The sequence below is a fragment of the Pelobacter propionicus DSM 2379 genome (assembly GCF_000015045.1).
Lineage (GTDB): Bacteria > Desulfobacterota > Desulfuromonadia > Geobacterales > Pseudopelobacteraceae > Pseudopelobacter > Pseudopelobacter propionicus.
In genome coordinates this window covers 2,212,143-2,228,292 of sequence record NC_008609.1, presented here as the reverse complement: position 1 = coordinate 2,228,292, position 16,150 = coordinate 2,212,143, and the positions used below count along the sequence as shown (strand labels likewise).

At 59.8% G+C, this 16,150-nt stretch carries 11 protein-coding genes; 5 read left to right on the top strand and 6 right to left on the bottom strand.

What is annotated here, in order from left to right:
• Nucleotides 1-17: 17 nt before the first annotated feature.
• Nucleotides 18-470 (bottom strand): hypothetical protein, encoded by a 453-nt coding sequence (locus PPRO_RS10285; protein ID WP_011735947.1) that lies wholly within the window; start codon nt 468-470, stop codon nt 18-20.
• Between the two features lie 594 nt (nt 471-1,064).
• On the opposite strand from PPRO_RS10285, the gene PPRO_RS10280 reads away from it, so the two are divergent.
• Both PPRO_RS10280 and PPRO_RS10275 read left to right on the top strand, forming a co-directional pair.
• Nucleotides 1,065-2,495: an ATP-dependent DNA helicase gene (locus PPRO_RS10280; protein WP_198138259.1), complete on the top strand. Its 1,431-nt coding sequence runs from the start codon at nt 1,065-1,067 to the stop codon at nt 2,493-2,495.
• 21 nt (nt 2,496-2,516) lie between these two features.
• A complete protein-coding gene (locus tag PPRO_RS10275; protein WP_011735945.1) occupies nt 2,517-4,232 on the top strand; it encodes a DUF262 domain-containing protein in 1,716 nt (571 codons plus the stop codon).
• A gap of 83 nt (nt 4,233-4,315) precedes the next feature.
• On the opposite strand, the gene PPRO_RS10270 is transcribed toward PPRO_RS10275, so the two are convergent.
• From PPRO_RS10270 to dnaE, 3 genes are all read right to left on the bottom strand, one after another.
• Nucleotides 4,316-5,131, bottom strand: coding sequence for a pseudouridine synthase (locus PPRO_RS10270; RefSeq protein WP_011735944.1), 816 nt, complete (start codon nt 5,129-5,131; stop codon nt 4,316-4,318).
• Nucleotides 5,132-5,342: 211 nt separating this feature from the next.
• Nucleotides 5,343-6,299, bottom strand: a complete 957-nt coding sequence (locus tag PPRO_RS10265; protein ID WP_011735943.1) for an acetyl-CoA carboxylase carboxyltransferase subunit alpha — start codon at nt 6,297-6,299, stop codon at nt 5,343-5,345.
• Nucleotides 6,300-6,409: 110 nt separating this feature from the next.
• The gene (gene dnaE, locus PPRO_RS10260; protein ID WP_011735942.1) at nt 6,410-9,964 is read right to left on the bottom strand and encodes a DNA polymerase III subunit alpha; all 3,555 of its coding nucleotides are present in this window, start codon (nt 9,962-9,964) and stop codon (nt 6,410-6,412) included.
• Nucleotides 9,965-10,406: 442 nt separating this feature from the next.
• On the opposite strand from dnaE, the gene PPRO_RS10255 reads away from it, so the two are divergent.
• From PPRO_RS10255 to PPRO_RS10245, 3 genes are all read left to right on the top strand, one after another.
• Entirely contained in the window at nt 10,407-10,700 is a 294-nt protein-coding gene (locus tag PPRO_RS10255; RefSeq protein ID WP_041532255.1) for a hypothetical protein, read from the top strand.
• A gap of 4 nt (nt 10,701-10,704) precedes the next feature.
• Nucleotides 10,705-12,270, top strand: a complete 1,566-nt coding sequence (locus tag PPRO_RS10250; protein WP_011735940.1) for an ABC1 kinase family protein — start codon at nt 10,705-10,707, stop codon at nt 12,268-12,270.
• Nucleotides 12,271-12,427: 157 nt separating this feature from the next.
• The gene (locus PPRO_RS10245; RefSeq protein ID WP_157039983.1) at nt 12,428-12,688 is read left to right on the top strand and encodes a hypothetical protein; all 261 of its coding nucleotides are present in this window, start codon (nt 12,428-12,430) and stop codon (nt 12,686-12,688) included.
• A 29-nt stretch (nt 12,689-12,717) separates the two neighbouring features.
• Here PPRO_RS10245 and PPRO_RS10240 read toward each other — a convergent pair whose 3' ends face one another.
• Nucleotides 12,718-15,072 (bottom strand): fatty acid cis/trans isomerase, encoded by a 2,355-nt coding sequence (locus PPRO_RS10240; protein WP_011735938.1) that lies wholly within the window; start codon nt 15,070-15,072, stop codon nt 12,718-12,720.
• The gene (locus tag PPRO_RS10235) at nt 15,069-15,983 is read right to left on the bottom strand and encodes a DUF2059 domain-containing protein (RefSeq protein ID WP_157039982.1); all 915 of its coding nucleotides are present in this window, start codon (nt 15,981-15,983) and stop codon (nt 15,069-15,071) included. Before PPRO_RS10235 ends, PPRO_RS10240 begins: the two co-directional genes overlap by 4 nt.
• Nucleotides 15,984-16,150: the final 167 nt, after the last annotated feature.

Below are 16,150 nucleotides of genomic sequence, written 5' to 3'. Positions count from 1 at the left end.
CCCTGGAACCGGGCGCGTCACTGGCAACGCAGCAGTTTGGTGCCATCTTCGAACAGTACCTGCATCTTGTTGGGAGGGATGACCACTTTCACCACGCCGAGACCGAAGACGGGATGGTCCAGCAGGTCGTCCGTACGGTATTTCCCGTTCATGGTGTAGGCGATGGCCCGGTCGATGCGCATGCTGGTGCGGAGCGCCTGCCATTCTTCGCGATCCGACTGCTGGGGATCCCTCTTCGGCGCGCGCGGGGCGGTTGCGGACGTCTTTTTCGCCGTGGTGCCGGTTCCCGCGGTCCTGGCTGTCTTTGGCGTTGGTGGCGGGTAGTAGTTGTGCGTGCCGCCGCAGGTGTTGCACTCCACCCGCACCACCTTGTCTTCGACCATGGCGACGATCCTGTGATTGAGAACGTCGCGGCAGCGTGTGCAGCGGGCATCGATAATGTCTCCAGCCGATAACTTCTTGTTGCTCATAGATATATGTATCCTGTTCCGTGAAAAATCCGCTCCCGTGGGGTACAAACGGGAGCGTGCAAAAACCGCGTGACTAACGACAAAGAAAGCCCGCGCCGTGCTGACGCGGGCTTCGTGGGTATGTGCCGGAGGAAGCGGATCCGCTTCTTGGGCGCATCCATGCTTCTCGTGGGAGTGAGGCAGTATAATGAAAAAAACTCGTGCAGTATACCTGAACTTGCGATGGTGTAAAGCACTGATGAAGTATGCCACAGATTGTTACGGAAAAACAACGGATTCATTGCCTGGTTGACCTCTTTGTTGCCCTGTCCGGCGGACTCCGGTGCGGGCTTTTGCACATCCCTCGCCAGTGGTACGATCTAACTGGACAATAATTGACATTTCTGGGAATCCGCGTGTAAGTATGCAGCCGTTTTTCGTTGGGTCTGGCGCAATCGTGCACGGCAAGGGGTTCTGGTGCACGATGGGGAGGGGATGGCGCCCAATAAAAAATTGACCCCTTCTTTCGCCTTGTGTAGATTGGCTACGGCCCAGAGGATTCAGATGGGAAGCCGAGCCAAGAAACAGCACCTCCACGCGGATGGCGGGAAACCTATGATCACATGGATACGGAAGTTATTGGGAAAAGAACCGTCGTTCGAACAGTCGCCACCGATGCCCCGGGAACCCCAGGACCATTCGTCCCATGACTCAGCTCAACAGACCGGTGTTGCCGGGCCTGAGGCAGATCTCCCGGTCCCCGAGGAGTGGCGGCCGCTGCTGACTGAAATGGAGCAGAGCAGCGGGCACTTCTTTGTCACCGGCCAGGCAGGAACCGGGAAATCGACCCTGATCGGACTGTTCCGCCGCCTGACGGGGAAAAATGTCGTCGTGGTGGCTCCCACCGGACTCGCCGCCATCACCGCCCAGGGCGTTACCATCCATTCACTGACCCGGTTCCCGCCGACGGTGATAACGAGGGACAGCGTCGGGGAAATCACCGAAAAGCATCTGATACGGGCAATAGATACCATCATCGTTGACGAGGTAAGCCAGGTTCGCTGCGACCTGCTGGACGGCCTGGACCATTTCATGCGCAGAAACGGCAGGGACAAAGAGTTGCCATTCGGAGGCGTTCAGGTCATCCTGGTGGGTGACCCCTGCCAGCTCCCTCCAGTGGTGAGCGATGGGGAACGACAATCCCTGGAGCGGGCCGGATACCCGGGCCCCTTTTATTTCTGGAACTCCAGCGTCTACGGGGAAATCAACCCGCGCAGGCTGGAGTTGAAAACACGGTTCCGCCAGGCCGAGCAGGACTTTCTCGATCTGCTGGGTTGCATCCGCACAAACGATGTCCACACCGGAAAACTCGACCTCCTGCAGCAGTGCATGGCAGACACTGATTTCGACCCCTTTTTCCGTCCGTTCCATACCATGCTGACTTGGCGCGGTGATGAAGCCGGATATTACAACAACAGGGAGTTCTACCGGCTTCCCGGCCCCCGGCAGGAGTACCGGGCGAAACGCACTGGCTCGGCGCTCAACATCAACAACCCTGAGTACAATTTCCCCTGCGAGGAAAACCTCCTGCTGCGGGTGGGGGCTCGCGTCATCTGCTGCCGGGACATCAGTGCAGAGCTTCTGAACGGAACCATGGGAACGGTCGTGGAACTGGAAGATGAGGCGGTCTTGATTCGAGCCGACGACGGCAGGAGTCTGCGGGTACTCCCTGCGGTATGGGAGCTGATCACGTATTCCTACAGTCGGGAAACGGGGAAGATAGAGTCGACGGTTACCGGAACCATCGAACAGATTCCGCTGCGTCATGCCTGGGCGCTCAGCATCCACAAAGCCCAGGGGGTGACCCTGGATCAGGTGCACATCGATCTCTCGGACGCGGCATTCCCCCCCGGACAGGCGTACATTGCCCTCAGCCGCTGCCGCTCCTTCGCGGGGACCAAGCTCAAAACCAAGTTTTTCAATCTTGATCCAGGGGATGTCATGGTGGACGGTGATATAGTCGAGTTCATGTCATCATTGTCTTGAGGGAATGGCGGGGAGGAATAAATGTCGGCGATGAACTTTAACACGGCAAACCAGACGTTTCGTCAGTTATTGGGAAACGGCCTCGTCTATCGTGTGCCTCCCTTTCAGCGGGATTATTCATGGGGAGAGGATGAATGGGACGACCTGTGGCAGGACATGGTCGCCTTACTGGAAGAAGATGGGGATCCGGCCCATTACATGGGCTATCTGGTACTACAATCACCCGATAGCAAACGCTTTGATATCATTGATGGCCAACAGCGCCTTACTACCATCAGCGTGATGATCCTGGCCGCTCTCGGACACCTGAAGGATCTTGTGGGCGCCGGGATTGATGCGGACAAGAACCGGAGACGTAGGGACAACCTGCAGAATAGTTATATCGGTTATGTTGACCCTGTTTCACTTGTGCCGCGCTCCAAGCTGGAACTGAATCGCCATAACAACCGCTTTTATCAAACCTATCTGGTTCCCTTGGAATCACTGCCGCAACGGGGACTGAATGCGTCGGAACATCAGTTGAGAAAGGCATTTATTTGGTTCAAGGAAAAAATCAAAACATATGCCGGGCAACGGGCCGAGAGCGGAGAAACGCTGGCTGCATTCATTGACACACTTGTGGACAAGCTCTTTTTTACCGTAATCACGGTTACCGATGAACTGAATGCCTTTAAAGTATTTGAAACACTGAATGCTCGCGGGGTTCGTCTCTCCGCTACGGATCTGCTGAAAAACTACCTTTTTTCGATTGTCAGTGCCGGTGATTCGCACGAAATGGAGTTGAAGTCGCTGGAGGAACGCTGGGAGCGTATCGTGGGATTGTTGGGGAGCGAGAGCTTTCCAGAATTTTTGAGGGTTTACTGGAACAGCAAGAATCGGCTGGTACGTAAGGCCGACCTGTTCAAGACCATTCGCCGCAGGATTACGACACGCGACCAGACATTTGAACTGCTACGGGGGCTTGACAGAAGCGCGGAAGTGTATGCGGCGCTGCGAGATCCACAGAAAGCCTTCTGGAATGAAGATGAATACCTGGCCTTGCAGCAGCTGATCATGTTCAATGTGCGCCAGCCGCTTGCCATGCTGCTGGCATGCTATGAGCGTTTTGCGGAAACGGATCGAGGCATTTTTACCCGCATAGTACGGGCAGTCGCCGTTATTTCATTCAGATACAACGTCATTTGTAATCTTCAAACCCATGAGCAGGAGCGCACCTACAACGAAGTGGCCTGGAAGGTGGCGGATGGTTCCCTTTCCATAACTCAGGCGGTACTTGACGTCTTGAAGGACGTTTATCCCGATGACAGACAGTTCAAGGCGGCTTTTGCCGAAAAAGAGCTGCGCACCACCAACTCCAGGAACCGCAAGGTCGTCCGTTACATTCTATTCCAGATTGAAAAGCAGCAATCAGGGCACAACTTCGATTTTGAAAGCGCAACCTACAACCTTGAGCACGTTCTACCTGAAAGTCCTTCCGAGGCATGGTCGCATATCGAAGAAACCAAACAGGAGCGCCTGATCTATCGTCTTGGAAACATGACGCCTTTGGAGGCCACGTGCAATCGGCAGCTTGGCAACGGCGCGTACGAGAGTAAAAGAGCCGTTTATTCAACAAGTGACTTCCAGATCACCAGGGCGGTTGCCGAGCACTATGACGAATGGGATGAGAGAAAAATTGAATCCCGTCAGACCCGCCTGGCCGATGTCGCCTCCGGCATATGGCGGATCGACTTTTAATAGAGCCTTATTTGGCTGGAATTGACGTGCACCGTGATAAAAAACGCCAGGGAAACCCCTGGCGTTTTTTGTGCAACCGTAATTCAGGTTGTCGGCTTCTTTCCGCGTCCCCGCGTCTCCCGGGGGGGCTGGCCGGCGTTTCTGGCTCTCTTCTCCCTCGGCGCCTCCGCCGACCGTAACCCTGCTCCCGGAGTCAGCAGCGCCCTGGCCTCGGCCTCGGTCAGCAGCCGGTGCTGGCCCGGCTTGAGGCCGCGCATCTCCAGGGCACCGTAGCGTACCCGCTTCAACCGCACCACCGACAGGCTGACCGCCTCGCACATGCGCCGAACCTGGCGGTTGCGCCCCTCGTGGATGGTGATGGAGAGCCAGTCGTTCTGCTCGCCATCCTTGATCAGCCGCACCTGGGCCGGTGCTGTGGGCCTGCCGTCCAGATCAACGCCGTTCTTCAACTGGTCGATCTGACTCTGGTGCACCTTGCCCCGCACTCTGACGTGGTACTCCTTTTCGATCTCGTGGCGCGGGTGCATCAGTTTGTTGGCCCAGTCGCCGTCGTTGGTCAAAAGCAGCAGCCCTTCGGTGTTGTAATCCAGCCGCCCCACCGGGTAGACCCGCTCCTTGATCTCCGGCAGCAGGTCGGTCACCACCTGGCGTCCCTCAGGATCGTCCAGGGTGGTCATGAAGCCGGCCGGCTTGTTGAGCAGGATGTACAGGTGCTGGCTTGCCGGTTTGACCGGCCTGCCGTCCACGGCTATGCTGTCCACGGTCGGGTCGGCCTTGCTGCCCAGTTCGGTGACAACCAGGCCGTTCACCGTTACCCGGCCGGCCAGGATCATCTCTTCCGCTGCCCGGCGCGAGGCGATGCCGGCCTGGGAAATGAGTTTCTGTAAGCGTTCCTGCATTGCCGCTCCTTATAAAATGGAACGCGGAAAAATCGAAAAAAACGGATTAACGCGGATAAACCAAAAGCCTGAAGACCGGTGACAATCACCAGCCGCAATGTGACATTTGGAATGATCCGCGCTCATCAGCCAAATCCGCGTTCTATCGGTCTGAAAAATCAAAACGGGGGCTGTGCCCCCGTTCCAACGAGTGATTCCGGTGAATGTTCGGTCACTCCACGAACTGTGACATGGCCCGGAACTTCCGGTAACGGTCCTCCAGCAGTGCGTCGTCGGAGAGATTGGCCAGGCTGGCCAGGTTGCGTAGAATGGCCTGCTTCAGGTTGGCCGTTGTTGTCGCGTGGTCGCGGTGGGCGCCTCCCACCGGCTCCGGTACGATCTCGTCGATGACTCCCAGGCTGATGATATCCTGGGCGGTCAGCTTGAGGGCATCGGCGGCCTGGGCGCCCTTGCTGCCGTCGGACCAGAGGATGGCTGCGCACCCCTCGGGCGAGATGACCGAGTAGACCGAGTGTTCCAGCATCAGCACCCGGTTGCCGACAGCGATGGCCAGGGCACCGCCCGAACCGCCTTCGCCGGTGATGCAGACAACGACCGGTGTCTTCAGGCTGGCCATGTCGCGCAGGTTGCGGGCAATGGCCTCGGCCTGGCCGCGCTCCTCGGCGCCGATACCGGGGTAGGCGCCGGGTGTGTCCACGAAGGTGATCACCGGGAGCCTGAACTGCTCGGCCATCTTCATCAGGCGCAGCGCCTTGCGGTATCCCTCCGGGTTGGGCATGCCGAAGTTGCGGAAGACCTTTTCCTTGGTGTCGCGACCTTTCTGGTGCCCCATGACCATCACCGGCCGGCCGTCCAGTCGGGCCAGGCCGCCCACGATGGCGGTGTCGTCGCCAAAGGTGCGGTCGCCGTGCAGTTCGGTGAAATCGGTGAAGATCTCCCTGATATAGTCCAACGTGAAGGGGCGGTTGATGTGGCGCGCCACCTGGGCGGTTTGCCAGCGGGAGAGGCCGGAGAAGATCTCCTTCCGCATTGCTTCCACGCGGCTCTCCAGGGCCGCAACGTCGGCGCCGATATCCAGTCCCTCGCGTGACAACTGGTTGAGCTCCTCGATCTTCTGTTCCAGTTCGACGATCGGTTTTTCGAATTCCAGATTATGCTGAACTGCCATAGGAGTTGTACCTCGTGTGTGGCCGCAGCAGCGGGAAACGCAAAAAAAGGACCTGCATGCCGTTTCCGGCAGCGCCCCGTTCCCGCTCCGTGGCGGATTCATAAGAAAAATCACTCGAAAGAAGCGGCATTATAGCCGAACAACCGTTCCACTTCCAGCCTTAAATCATCGCTGGCCGCCACATTCATGCTTTCCGGCAGCGCCAGGGTGGACCGGCTGCGCTGGGGAATCAGGAACTGGATTTCCGTCGGCACGCTCCCCTGGTGGCGCTCAATGATCCCTTTCAGAACCTCCAGGTGCTCCGGCGGGGTCTCGTCCGTGAGCAGGGTGAATACGACCCGTTTGGTGCTCTGGGCACGCACGTCCAGCAGGTGGCGGATGTCGCCGGCCGGGCCGCGCTGTTTCAGCTGCCATTCGCTGGCTCCTTCGCTCTGGCCGCGCACCAGTATCTTGGCTCCTTTCTCTCCCCGCTCCAGCTTGCCGTCGATCAGCAGGGGGTCGTCCCCTTTCAGCAGGGAGACGGCGCTTGTGTAGATGTCCGAAAAGACCGTCACCTCCACGGAACCGGTCAGATCCTCGATGGTAACGAAACCCATGCGGTCACCCTTCTTGGTGGTGATCTCCTTAAGAGAGGAAACGATTCCGCAGACCCGTATCTCGCCGCCGTCGGCCTGTTCCGTCAGGCGGGAAATCTCCACGCAGTTCAGCCGCTTGATGTCGTCCACGTAGCGGTCCAGGGGATGGCCGGTGATCAGGAAGCCCAGGGCCTCCTTCTCCAGGGCCAGCTTCTCCTTGTCGTGCCATTCCGGTACGTCGGGGAGCCTGTGGCCGTTACCGCCGCTCCGCGCCACCTCGTCGTCGCCGAACAGTGAAACCTGGGCGCTGGCACGCTCCTGCTGGATGCGCTGGCCGAAGTTCATGGCCGTTTCCAGCCCCTCCATCATAGCCGCCCGGGGGGCGTTGGTGGAGTCGAAGGCGCCGCACTTGATCAGCGCCTCCAGAACCTTCTTGTTAGAGCGGCGCATGTCAACCCGCTCGCAGAAGTCGTAGACATCCTTGAAGGGGCCATCCTGGCGGGCCTCCAGGATGGCCTCCACCGCGCCGGTGCCGACCCCCTTGACCGCCCCAAGACCGAAGCGCATGGAGTTGCCCACCACGGTGAAGGTGAGTCCGGACTTGTTCACATCCGGCGGCAGCACCTCGATCCCCTGTTCGCGGCAGTCGTTGATGTTCTTGATCACCTTGTCGGTGCTGTCCATGTCGCAGGTCAGGAGCGCAGCCAGGAACTCCACCGGGTAGTGGGACTTGAGCCAGGCTGTCTGGTAGGCGATCAGGGCATAGGCTGCCGAGTGGGACTTGTTGAAGCCATATTCGGCGAACTTGGCCATCTGGTCGAAAATCGCCTCGGCTTTCTTGGGGTCGATCCCCTGGGCCTTGGCCCCCTCCAGGAACGGTTCCTTCTCCTTGGCCATGACCGCGGGATCCTTCTTGCCCATGGCGCGGCGCAAGAGGTCGGCGCGGCCCAGGGAGTAGCCGGCCAGGGTGCGCGAGATCTGCATGACCTGTTCCTGATAGACGATGACCCCATAGGTGTCTTTCAGGATCGGCTCCAACTGTGGCAGGTCGTAGACAACCTTCTGGCGGCCATGCTTGCGCTCGATGAACTCGTCCACCATGCCGCACCCCAGGGGGCCGGGGCGGTAGAGGGCGCAGGCGGCGATCACGTCCTCGAAGCAGGAAGGTTTCAACTTGACCAGCATCTCCTTCATGCCGCTGGATTCCAGCTGGAAGATGCCGGTGGTGTTGCCGCTGGAGATCAGGTCATAGCTCTCACTGTCGTCGTCCCTGAGGCGGGTGATGTCGAAATCCGGATCCTTGCCGGCCCGCACAAGATGGACCGCGTTTTCGATCACGGTCAGGTTCTTTAAGCCCAGGAAGTCGAACTTCACCAGGCCTACCATCTCCACGTACTTCATGGAGTACTGGGTGTTGATGGAGCCGGTCTTCTGGTCCTTGTACACCGGCAAGAATTCCTCCAGCTGGCGGGGGGCCACCACCACGCCGGCGGCGTGGGTGGATGCGTGGCGGGTCAGTCCCTCCAGACAGAGGGCCGTGTCCAGCAGGTCCCTGACCTGGGGATCGCGTTCCGCCATCTCATTCAGTTGCGGCTCCTGCTTGAGCGCCTTGGCCAGGGTCATCTTCAGGTCGTCCGGGATCAGCTTGGCGATCCTGTCCACGTCGCCGTAGGTCATGTTCAGGGCACGGCCAACGTCGCGCACCACCGCCTTGGCCTTCATGGTCCCGAAGGTGATGATTTGGCAGACCCGCTCCCGGCCGTACTTCTCAATCACGTACTGGATCACCTCTTCGCGGCGGTCCTGGCAGAAGTCCACGTCTATATCGGGCATGGTGATGCGTTCCGGGTTGAGGAAGCGCTCGAACAGCAGGTTGTAGGGCAGTGGGTCCAGGTCGGTGATGCGGATGGCGTAGGCCACGAGCGATCCCGCGGCCGAACCCCTGCCCGGTCCCACCGGGATGCCCTTGTTCTTGGCCCAGGTGATGAAGTCGGACACAATCAGGAAGTAGGCCGGGAACTGCATCTCGCGGATGCACTTCAGTTCGATCTGCAGACGTTCAAAGTAGGCCTGCCGGCGCTCCAGGCTCATGTCCGGGTATTTGGCCAGGATGGTGACCATGCGTTCCTTCAACCCCTGCACGGCCAGCTCCTCCAGCATATCGTCGTGGTTCTTGCCGGCTGGCGGGTCGAAGTGGGGGAAGTGGTACTCACCGGTGTCCAGGGGGAGCTTCAGGTCGCAGCGATCGGCGATTTTCAGGGTGTTGGACACCGCCTCGGGGGCGTAGCCGAAGGCGGCGACCATCTCCTCCGGGCTCTTGACATAGAACTCCTCCGCCGAGAACTTCATGTGGCTGGGATCGCTCATGGTCTTGCCGGTCTGGATGCAGAGCAGCACCTCGTGGGCGCGGGCATCCTCGCGGTTCAGGTAGTGGCAGTCGTTGGTGGCAACCAGCGGCAGCTGAAGCGTCGCGGCCACCTCCATCAGGCGCTTGTTGACGACGTCCTGCTCGGGAAGGGTGTTCTCCTGCAGCTCGATGTAGTAACGATCCGGGAAGAGCTGACTGTACCAGCGGGCGGTCTCCAGGGCGTCGTCCATACGGTCCCGGAAGCACTGCATGGCAACCTCACCTTTGAGACAGGCCGACAGGGCGATCAGCCCCTCGCTATGCTCCTGCAGCAGCTCGCGGTCGATGCGGGGACGGTAGTAGAATCCCTCCTTGTAGCCGGCTGAGGTCAGGTAGGAGAGGTTCCGGTAACCCTGCATGTTTTCGCATAAAAGAATCAGGTGGTAGGCAGCTTCGGAGATGCCCCTGGTGCTCTCGCGGGAGAAGCGGGAGTCGGGGGCGATGTACACCTCGCAACCGATCAGCGGCTTGATGCCGGCCTTCTTGCATTTCAGGTAGAATTCCACGGCGCCGAACATGTTGCCGTGGTCGGTGATGGCCAGGGCCGGCATGTTGTGGGCCTTGGCCTTGGCGATCAGGTCCTCCAGGCGGATGGCGCCGTCCAGCAGCGAGTACTGGGTGTGAACATGAAGATGGACGAAGGGGGCTTGAGGGGGGTGCTGGCTGGTTTCGGATGGTTCCATGGGTACTGCCTCCCGCTGAATCGATGCGTCGGGGATTATGCATCATGCCAAGATACAGTGTCAAGGAAAGGGGGTGTAACGGTATTTTATTCGTAATTAGTGGTGGTTATGAAAAACGTGCCGCGCCAGCGCGTGGAGAGGGGGCTGGGGAGGTGTGGAGAGTGAATAGGCGGCAGGGAACTGTTCAATCAGGTGCGCGGAGTGCGTGGGAGAGACGCATTCATTGTTGGAATAGTCCGGGAATGGGGCATCGGATTCGGGCAGGTGTGGAGCTGGGCGGCCGCTTTTACGGGCGAATGCTTAAGGCGTCGGGTACCTGCGTAGTGGGAACGAAGTTGGTGTCCCGTCTCCCGTTTTTATGAAACTGTGAGATAATACAGCTGAACATTCATGTACGGAGCGTATGCGATATCTGCACGAAAGGAGAGGGGAGGAACTCATCATGAAAGACAAACTGGAGCAGCTGTTTTTTTTCGGACTGGGCAGTGCGCTGATGGCCAAGGAGAAGATCGAACAGGCCGGAGAATCGGCGCGCAGCTACTGCGAGGAAAACGATCGCAAGGCGCGGGAGTTTTTCGACCAGGCAGTGGCACGGGGAAGCGAGGGGCGTGAGCAGGTAAAGGGAACTCTCAGGGAACTGCTCAAAGAGACCATCGATGAACTGGGGCTGGCAACCCGCGCCGAAGTCGAGGCCCTGCGGGAAGAGCTGGAAAAACTCCGTCAGGGGCAGTCCTGATCCGGTGTCCAGACTGCTCCTGCTTATCCGGCTCTACCACCCGGCCAGAATCTACACCGTCTTCCGGGTGCTGCTGACCATATTTCTCCTGATCCGCAGACGGCCCGACTGGCTGGGGATGGGGCCCCTGGCGCCGGGAGTGCTGGTGGCGGCCATCGAAGGGCTGGGAGCCAGCTTCATCAAGCTGGCCCAGGTGCTGGCCACCAGGGCGGATTTCTTCGACGCAAGCTACCTGCGGGCCCTGCAGCAGCTGCATGACCAGCTCTCGCCCATGCCGCGCCAGGATTTTCAGGAGGTCTTTGGCCGGGCTTTCGGCAAGGGGGACTGTTTCGGCAGCTTCGACCAGGAACCCTTGGCATGCGCCTCCATCGGCCAGGTTCACCGCGCCCGACTGCACAATGGCGAACTGGTGGCGGTCAAGCTGTTGCGCAACCGGATCGAACTGGTGGTGCGCGAGGACATTCGCCTGCTGGGGTGGGTTCTGGCCCTGCTGCAGCCATTGTTTTCTGAATACACCCGCAACTCCATCGAAGCGGTGCTGGCGGCGTTCCGTCGTACCATCCTGCAGGAGGTGGACATGCGGGTCGAACTTTCCAACCTGGAGCGGTTCCGTCAGATCTATGCCGCTTCGTCTGTTCGACTGCCCGTTCCCTGGCCCGACTACTGCTCGCGCGATGCGTTGGTGATGAGTTTCGAGGAGGGGGTGCGCTTCGACGACCGGGAAGGGTTGAGCCGCCTGAATATCCCCTTCGAGGGGCTGATGGAAAAGCTGGTGCTGTTCTACACCGAGCAGATGCTGGTCAAGGGGCTCTTCCATGCCGACCCGCATCCGGGCAATCTGCTGGTTACCCCGGGGGGGGAACTGGTGCTGCTTGATTTCGGCATGGTCAGCAGGATCTCCAACGCCACCCGTCTGGCCATGATCAATGTGGTCAAGGCCGCCGGCGAGCGGGATTTTGAAATGCTGGTACATGCGGCCCGCAAGCTGGGAATCATTACCGACAACGCCCCCCGTGAGGAGTTGACCGGATTGACGGAAGATCTCTTCAGCATCTTCGACAACGAGCACCTGAAGGCCACCTCCATGCAGGAGCTGGCCTTCGGCGTGATGGAAACCCTGAAAGAGTACCCCTTTAAACTGCCCCAGGAGATCATCTATGTCATGCGGGCAAGCTCTATCATCGAGGGGCTGGGCACCCGTTATATCGAGAACTTCAATGGCATCAAGGATGTACTGCCTATCCTCAAGGCCAACCTGACCCGCGCCCTGGGCGAGCGCGACAGCCTGTGGGGGGTGGTGGTGCACGAACTGGCCCAGTTGCCGCTGACCATGGTCAGGGCCCGTCATCTGGTGGACACCCTGCAGCAGGGTGAATTGATCGTACGCCTGACCGACGAGGACCGCCGCGCCCTGGTGCGCCCCGTGCAGGTCTGGCTGCGACAGCTGGCCTGGGTCGCCCTGCTGGTGGCCCTGGCCTTCTACCTGCGGGGGATGGCCCATCCCGTTGCTGGCTGGTTGTCGCTGGCCTGTTTCTGCGCCGCCGCAATCAGACTGGTATGGAAGTCGTAAAACCAGGAGGGGGTGTCAAGCGCCCTGAAATTCCAACTGGTATCGGCTGCTCCGCCACCGGGCGCCGATTTCCTCTTTATCTCCACATTGCCTGCATATTCATGGAGCATGCTCTGCGCCGCCCGAAACGGGACGCATGCAATGCCTTGGGGAGATCATGTCACCAACAAAACTGAAGATCATTTCTTCGCCGCTATCGGCGGAGTACCAGCGGATGAAGCGGTGGGCCGCAAGGGATGGCGAACGCGCCAAGAAACTGGCGGCGGCTCAACCGACCGCGACGGAAGTCGAAGACAGCGTGACCATCTCGTCCGTCCAGCCGGGGGAGAACAGAGCCCAGGACGCACGGACACTCTCCCAGCCGGTAACCTCGGAGGAGAGGCAGGCCCTGATGCAGGCCTTCTCCATCCGGGTCTGAAGTCTCCCCATTATCTCTACTATGGCTGTTCAGCGCGCCCGGTGGAAGTAGCGGTTCAGGTCGAACAGTCCCCCCTTGACCGGTTCATCCTTCATGAAGCGCATCTGGAACCAGTCGTATGCTTCCCAGAGACGGTCGTCGGCCCGGTTTACGCCGTAGCGTGCCACCCGCTCCAGGTCCCGTCGGCTTCCGCTGAAATTGGCCAGCAGGTCGAAGAAGTCGGGCAGCTCCTCCTCGCGCACATCCACGAAATAGTTGGGATAGGAACCGATCAGCCCCGGTATGAAGTCGGCGCTGTCCTTTGACGCATCGAGCCTGTCGTCTTCCCCCAGCATGAAGGCCACGTTGTCGTGCCAGCGGTTGATGACGATGGATCCGGCGATATCCCTGCCGTTTTTGAGCCGTATTCTCACGTAGGCCAGGTTGGCGTCGGTCTCCTTGATCAGGGAGAAGAAGGGGGTTCCGGGGCGGGAGAGGGCGGTGAAGGCCCGCAAATAGTCCTCCCGCTTTTCGTAGTTGTGCGGCAGTTGCGGATAGGCTGTCCCGGCGGGGAGATAGTTGATCGGGTCGAAGGCAATCCCGCTGGCGGGGAGCAGGTGCCGGTTCACCAGCTGCTCGATGAACTCCCGTTTGGGGTCGTCGCTGGTAAACACTATCCCGGCCGGCAGGAGCGAGGGGTAGTAGTTCACCTTCTTCAGCTCGACCCCCTTGTACCAGGATTTCATGATCGCCTTGCGCTTGGCGGGGGGCAGGAAATCCAGGAAGTTGCTCTCCCCTTCCACGCGCAGCGCGTCCATATAGAGCCGGATGGCAAGCTGATGTCCGGCGGTGCCGTACACGTCGAAGCCGGCCACCAGGGCGTAGTAGATGCGCTCCAGCAGGGGGTAATCGATGACCCACATGGTCTTGGGCAGGCTGCCCAGTATGCCCCGGTGCACCGAGGCGCTGTTGAAATGCCGGTACACGGTCAGAAGCGGCGCATCGGCAGGCCGATTCCCCTTCCAGATGAAATCGTAGTCCAACCCGGCATAGTAGTGGGCGGCGTAGTAGTCCTGCCTGGCCCGGTAGAATTCAATCACCGCTTTGCGGTGCTCGTCGGTCAGCGCCGAGAAGATGTGCTGGTTGCTCCCCTTTTCGATCGGCATGCGCAGCTTGCCGGCGTGCAGCCTGAGGAAACCGGGATAGGCGACACTCAGGTCGTGGTCCGGGTCCATGAACATGACCCAGAAGTGGTCGTCGATAACGTTCAGGGCGATCTGACCCTTGCAGACCGGGCCGTGGATGAAGGTCATGATGATGTAGTGGGCGTTGTCCAGCAGGAACTGGTAGCGCGATCGGGGGGGAATCTGCTCGAAGGCCGTGAAGGGGTTGGCGCTCATGACCGGCTCATAGCCCATGGTGTGGGGCGTCTGCAACCACTCTGGCTGGATGAACAGCTCGTTGATCCGCTGAAACTGGGCATCGTCCAGATCGAAGACCATGTGGGTCTTGTGGACGATGGTGGAGTGAATTTTGCGGAAGCGGTAAAAGAAAGGTTCCGGGCCGGGGTCGTCATAGGGGCGCACCGTGGGTATCACCTCCACCGGCTGTCCGGGAGCGGTTCGGGAGCGGACCAGTTCGAAGAATTCGTTGCTGCCGGTGGCGAAGTTGATGTGGGCCAGGAACAGATGCTCGTACAGGTAGCGGGCGGTCATGGCGTGCTTTGGGTCGGTCTGGTTGAGGAACGATTCCCAGCGCAGGATGGCCCGGGCATCCTCTGGTTTGGGGGTGACCAGTTGCGCTTGCTGGTCAGGGGTGGGTCCCCTGGCTCCCTGCACCAGCCAACCGGCTATGATGTCGAACTCGTCCTGTTTCAGGGGGGGAAAGCCGAAGGGCATGCCGTTGTTGGGGTGTTTATCCAGATAGCCTGCCAGCTCGTTCCGGTTTTCCGAGCAGGTCAGGTCATCGGCCTCGGCATGGTACTCGCCACTGCTTGCGGGGTTCTTCATCTTGTGGGAGAGCAGCTGGATCATGATCGAATCATTGAGACCATTTCCCACGCTGCTGTCGGTGATGCTGAAGAACTGTTTTTTGCGCCACTCCTCGGTTGTACGGGCGTCGATGAACAGGCGGGTGGGATCCATGGTGGTGAGGCGCGCGGCGTTGTAGATGGCCCGCTTGCTGGCGCCCCGGTCAGCTCCCTCGAAGGAGTCCAGCTTCAGCTGGCAGGGGGAATTGTAGCAGGAGTGGCAGACCGTGCAGCGCTTGTCCAGTATCGGTTTGACTTCGCTTGAGTACTCTATCGTTCTGGTTGGTATTTTGACGGTGACCGCTGGTAGCGTCTTCAGGGCGCAGCCAGCGGCGATGCTGGCCATGATCAGGCATGAAATGGTGACGAGTCTCAAAATGGGGTGCTCTCCTTGGGCGTGGGATCCTGTGGTGTCTGCCCGGTTTTCCCGGACTCGTCTTTCGCGGCAGCGGCGAGCCTCCTGCCGAACTCTGCGAACCATTCCCTCAGCACATGGCCCAGCGCGTCCCCGGTGATTCTGATTTCCCTGCGGCCCAGGTCGGAGTCGTAGAAGCCGATGTAGTCGGCCAGCTCCTTGTCGCTGATATTCCGGTAGGCATAGAACGAGGTCAGTATCATCTGCTGGCGGAACCCCTCCCGGATCACCGGTCCCATGGTCTCCATCTCTTCTAGGTTGTCGTCCAGCGGTTCGCGGTCACCCTCCGGAAGCGCCAGGTTGATCGACTCCATCATCCCCCTGGTGACCTCCATGACGATACGGGTGGTGAGTTCGGAGAGGTGCGTCACCCGTTCCACTTCCTGCACCAGGGCGATTCTCCGTTGCGGTGGCGGGGTTGCTTGCAGGTCGGCCAGATAGTGCAGCATATTTGCCTGTTGCCCCGATGCCGAGGCGCTGAGTTCTTCACGGGTTATTTTTCTGGCCAGGGGGGTGTTCAGCCAGCGTAGGATGTCCTCGACATAGGATGTGTCCGTGTGGTGCAGAAGGTAGGCGGAGAGGCTCTGCTTGGCTTTCCGGACGTCGAAGCTCTCCCTGACCATCCGGTAGACACGTGACTCGACATCGGGATGCCGGGAGGTCAGGCTCCTCTGGGAGGCAAGGGCGTCCATCTCGGTGGGGAGCGATCGCAGCATCTCCCCCATGCCGGACAGGTCGATATAGTTCTCCACCAGCTCCTGGTGGGTCTCGGCCGACACCCGGCCCGAAACGAGCAGCAGTAACAGCAGCATGCAGGTGATAGTCAATCCGGAGCGCTTCATGGTCGCCTCCACGTTCGGTACAGGGGTCACTCTCCTGGGTATTCCCCTGCTTGCGGTGGATATGCCCAGGGCCAGACAGGGGAATGGGGTCCGGCGAATGTAGCAGAAGATCGGGGACAGCGGTGAGAAAAAAACGGGAACTGTCTGTATCAACGGCCTCTAGCCGTGAACAGCAGTCGAACGTGCGGGGTGGGACA

Coding starts and splice junctions, on each gene's coding strand:
- PPRO_RS10285 (WP_011735947.1), bottom strand. CDS start 470: ATGAGCAACAAGAAGTTATCGGCTGGAGACATTATCGATGCCCGCTGC.
- PPRO_RS10280 (WP_198138259.1), top strand. CDS start 1,065: ATGATCACATGGATACGGAAGTTATTGGGAAAAGAACCGTCGTTCGAA.
- PPRO_RS10275 (WP_011735945.1), top strand. CDS start 2,517: ATGTCGGCGATGAACTTTAACACGGCAAACCAGACGTTTCGTCAGTTA.
- PPRO_RS10270 (WP_011735944.1), bottom strand. CDS start 5,131: ATGCAGGAACGCTTACAGAAACTCATTTCCCAGGCCGGCATCGCCTCG.
- PPRO_RS10265 (WP_011735943.1), bottom strand. CDS start 6,299: ATGGCAGTTCAGCATAATCTGGAATTCGAAAAACCGATCGTCGAACTG.
- dnaE (WP_011735942.1), bottom strand. CDS start 9,964: ATGGAACCATCCGAAACCAGCCAGCACCCCCCTCAAGCCCCCTTCGTC.
- PPRO_RS10255 (WP_041532255.1), top strand. CDS start 10,407: ATGAAAGACAAACTGGAGCAGCTGTTTTTTTTCGGACTGGGCAGTGCG.
- PPRO_RS10245 (WP_157039983.1), top strand. CDS start 12,428: ATGTCACCAACAAAACTGAAGATCATTTCTTCGCCGCTATCGGCGGAG.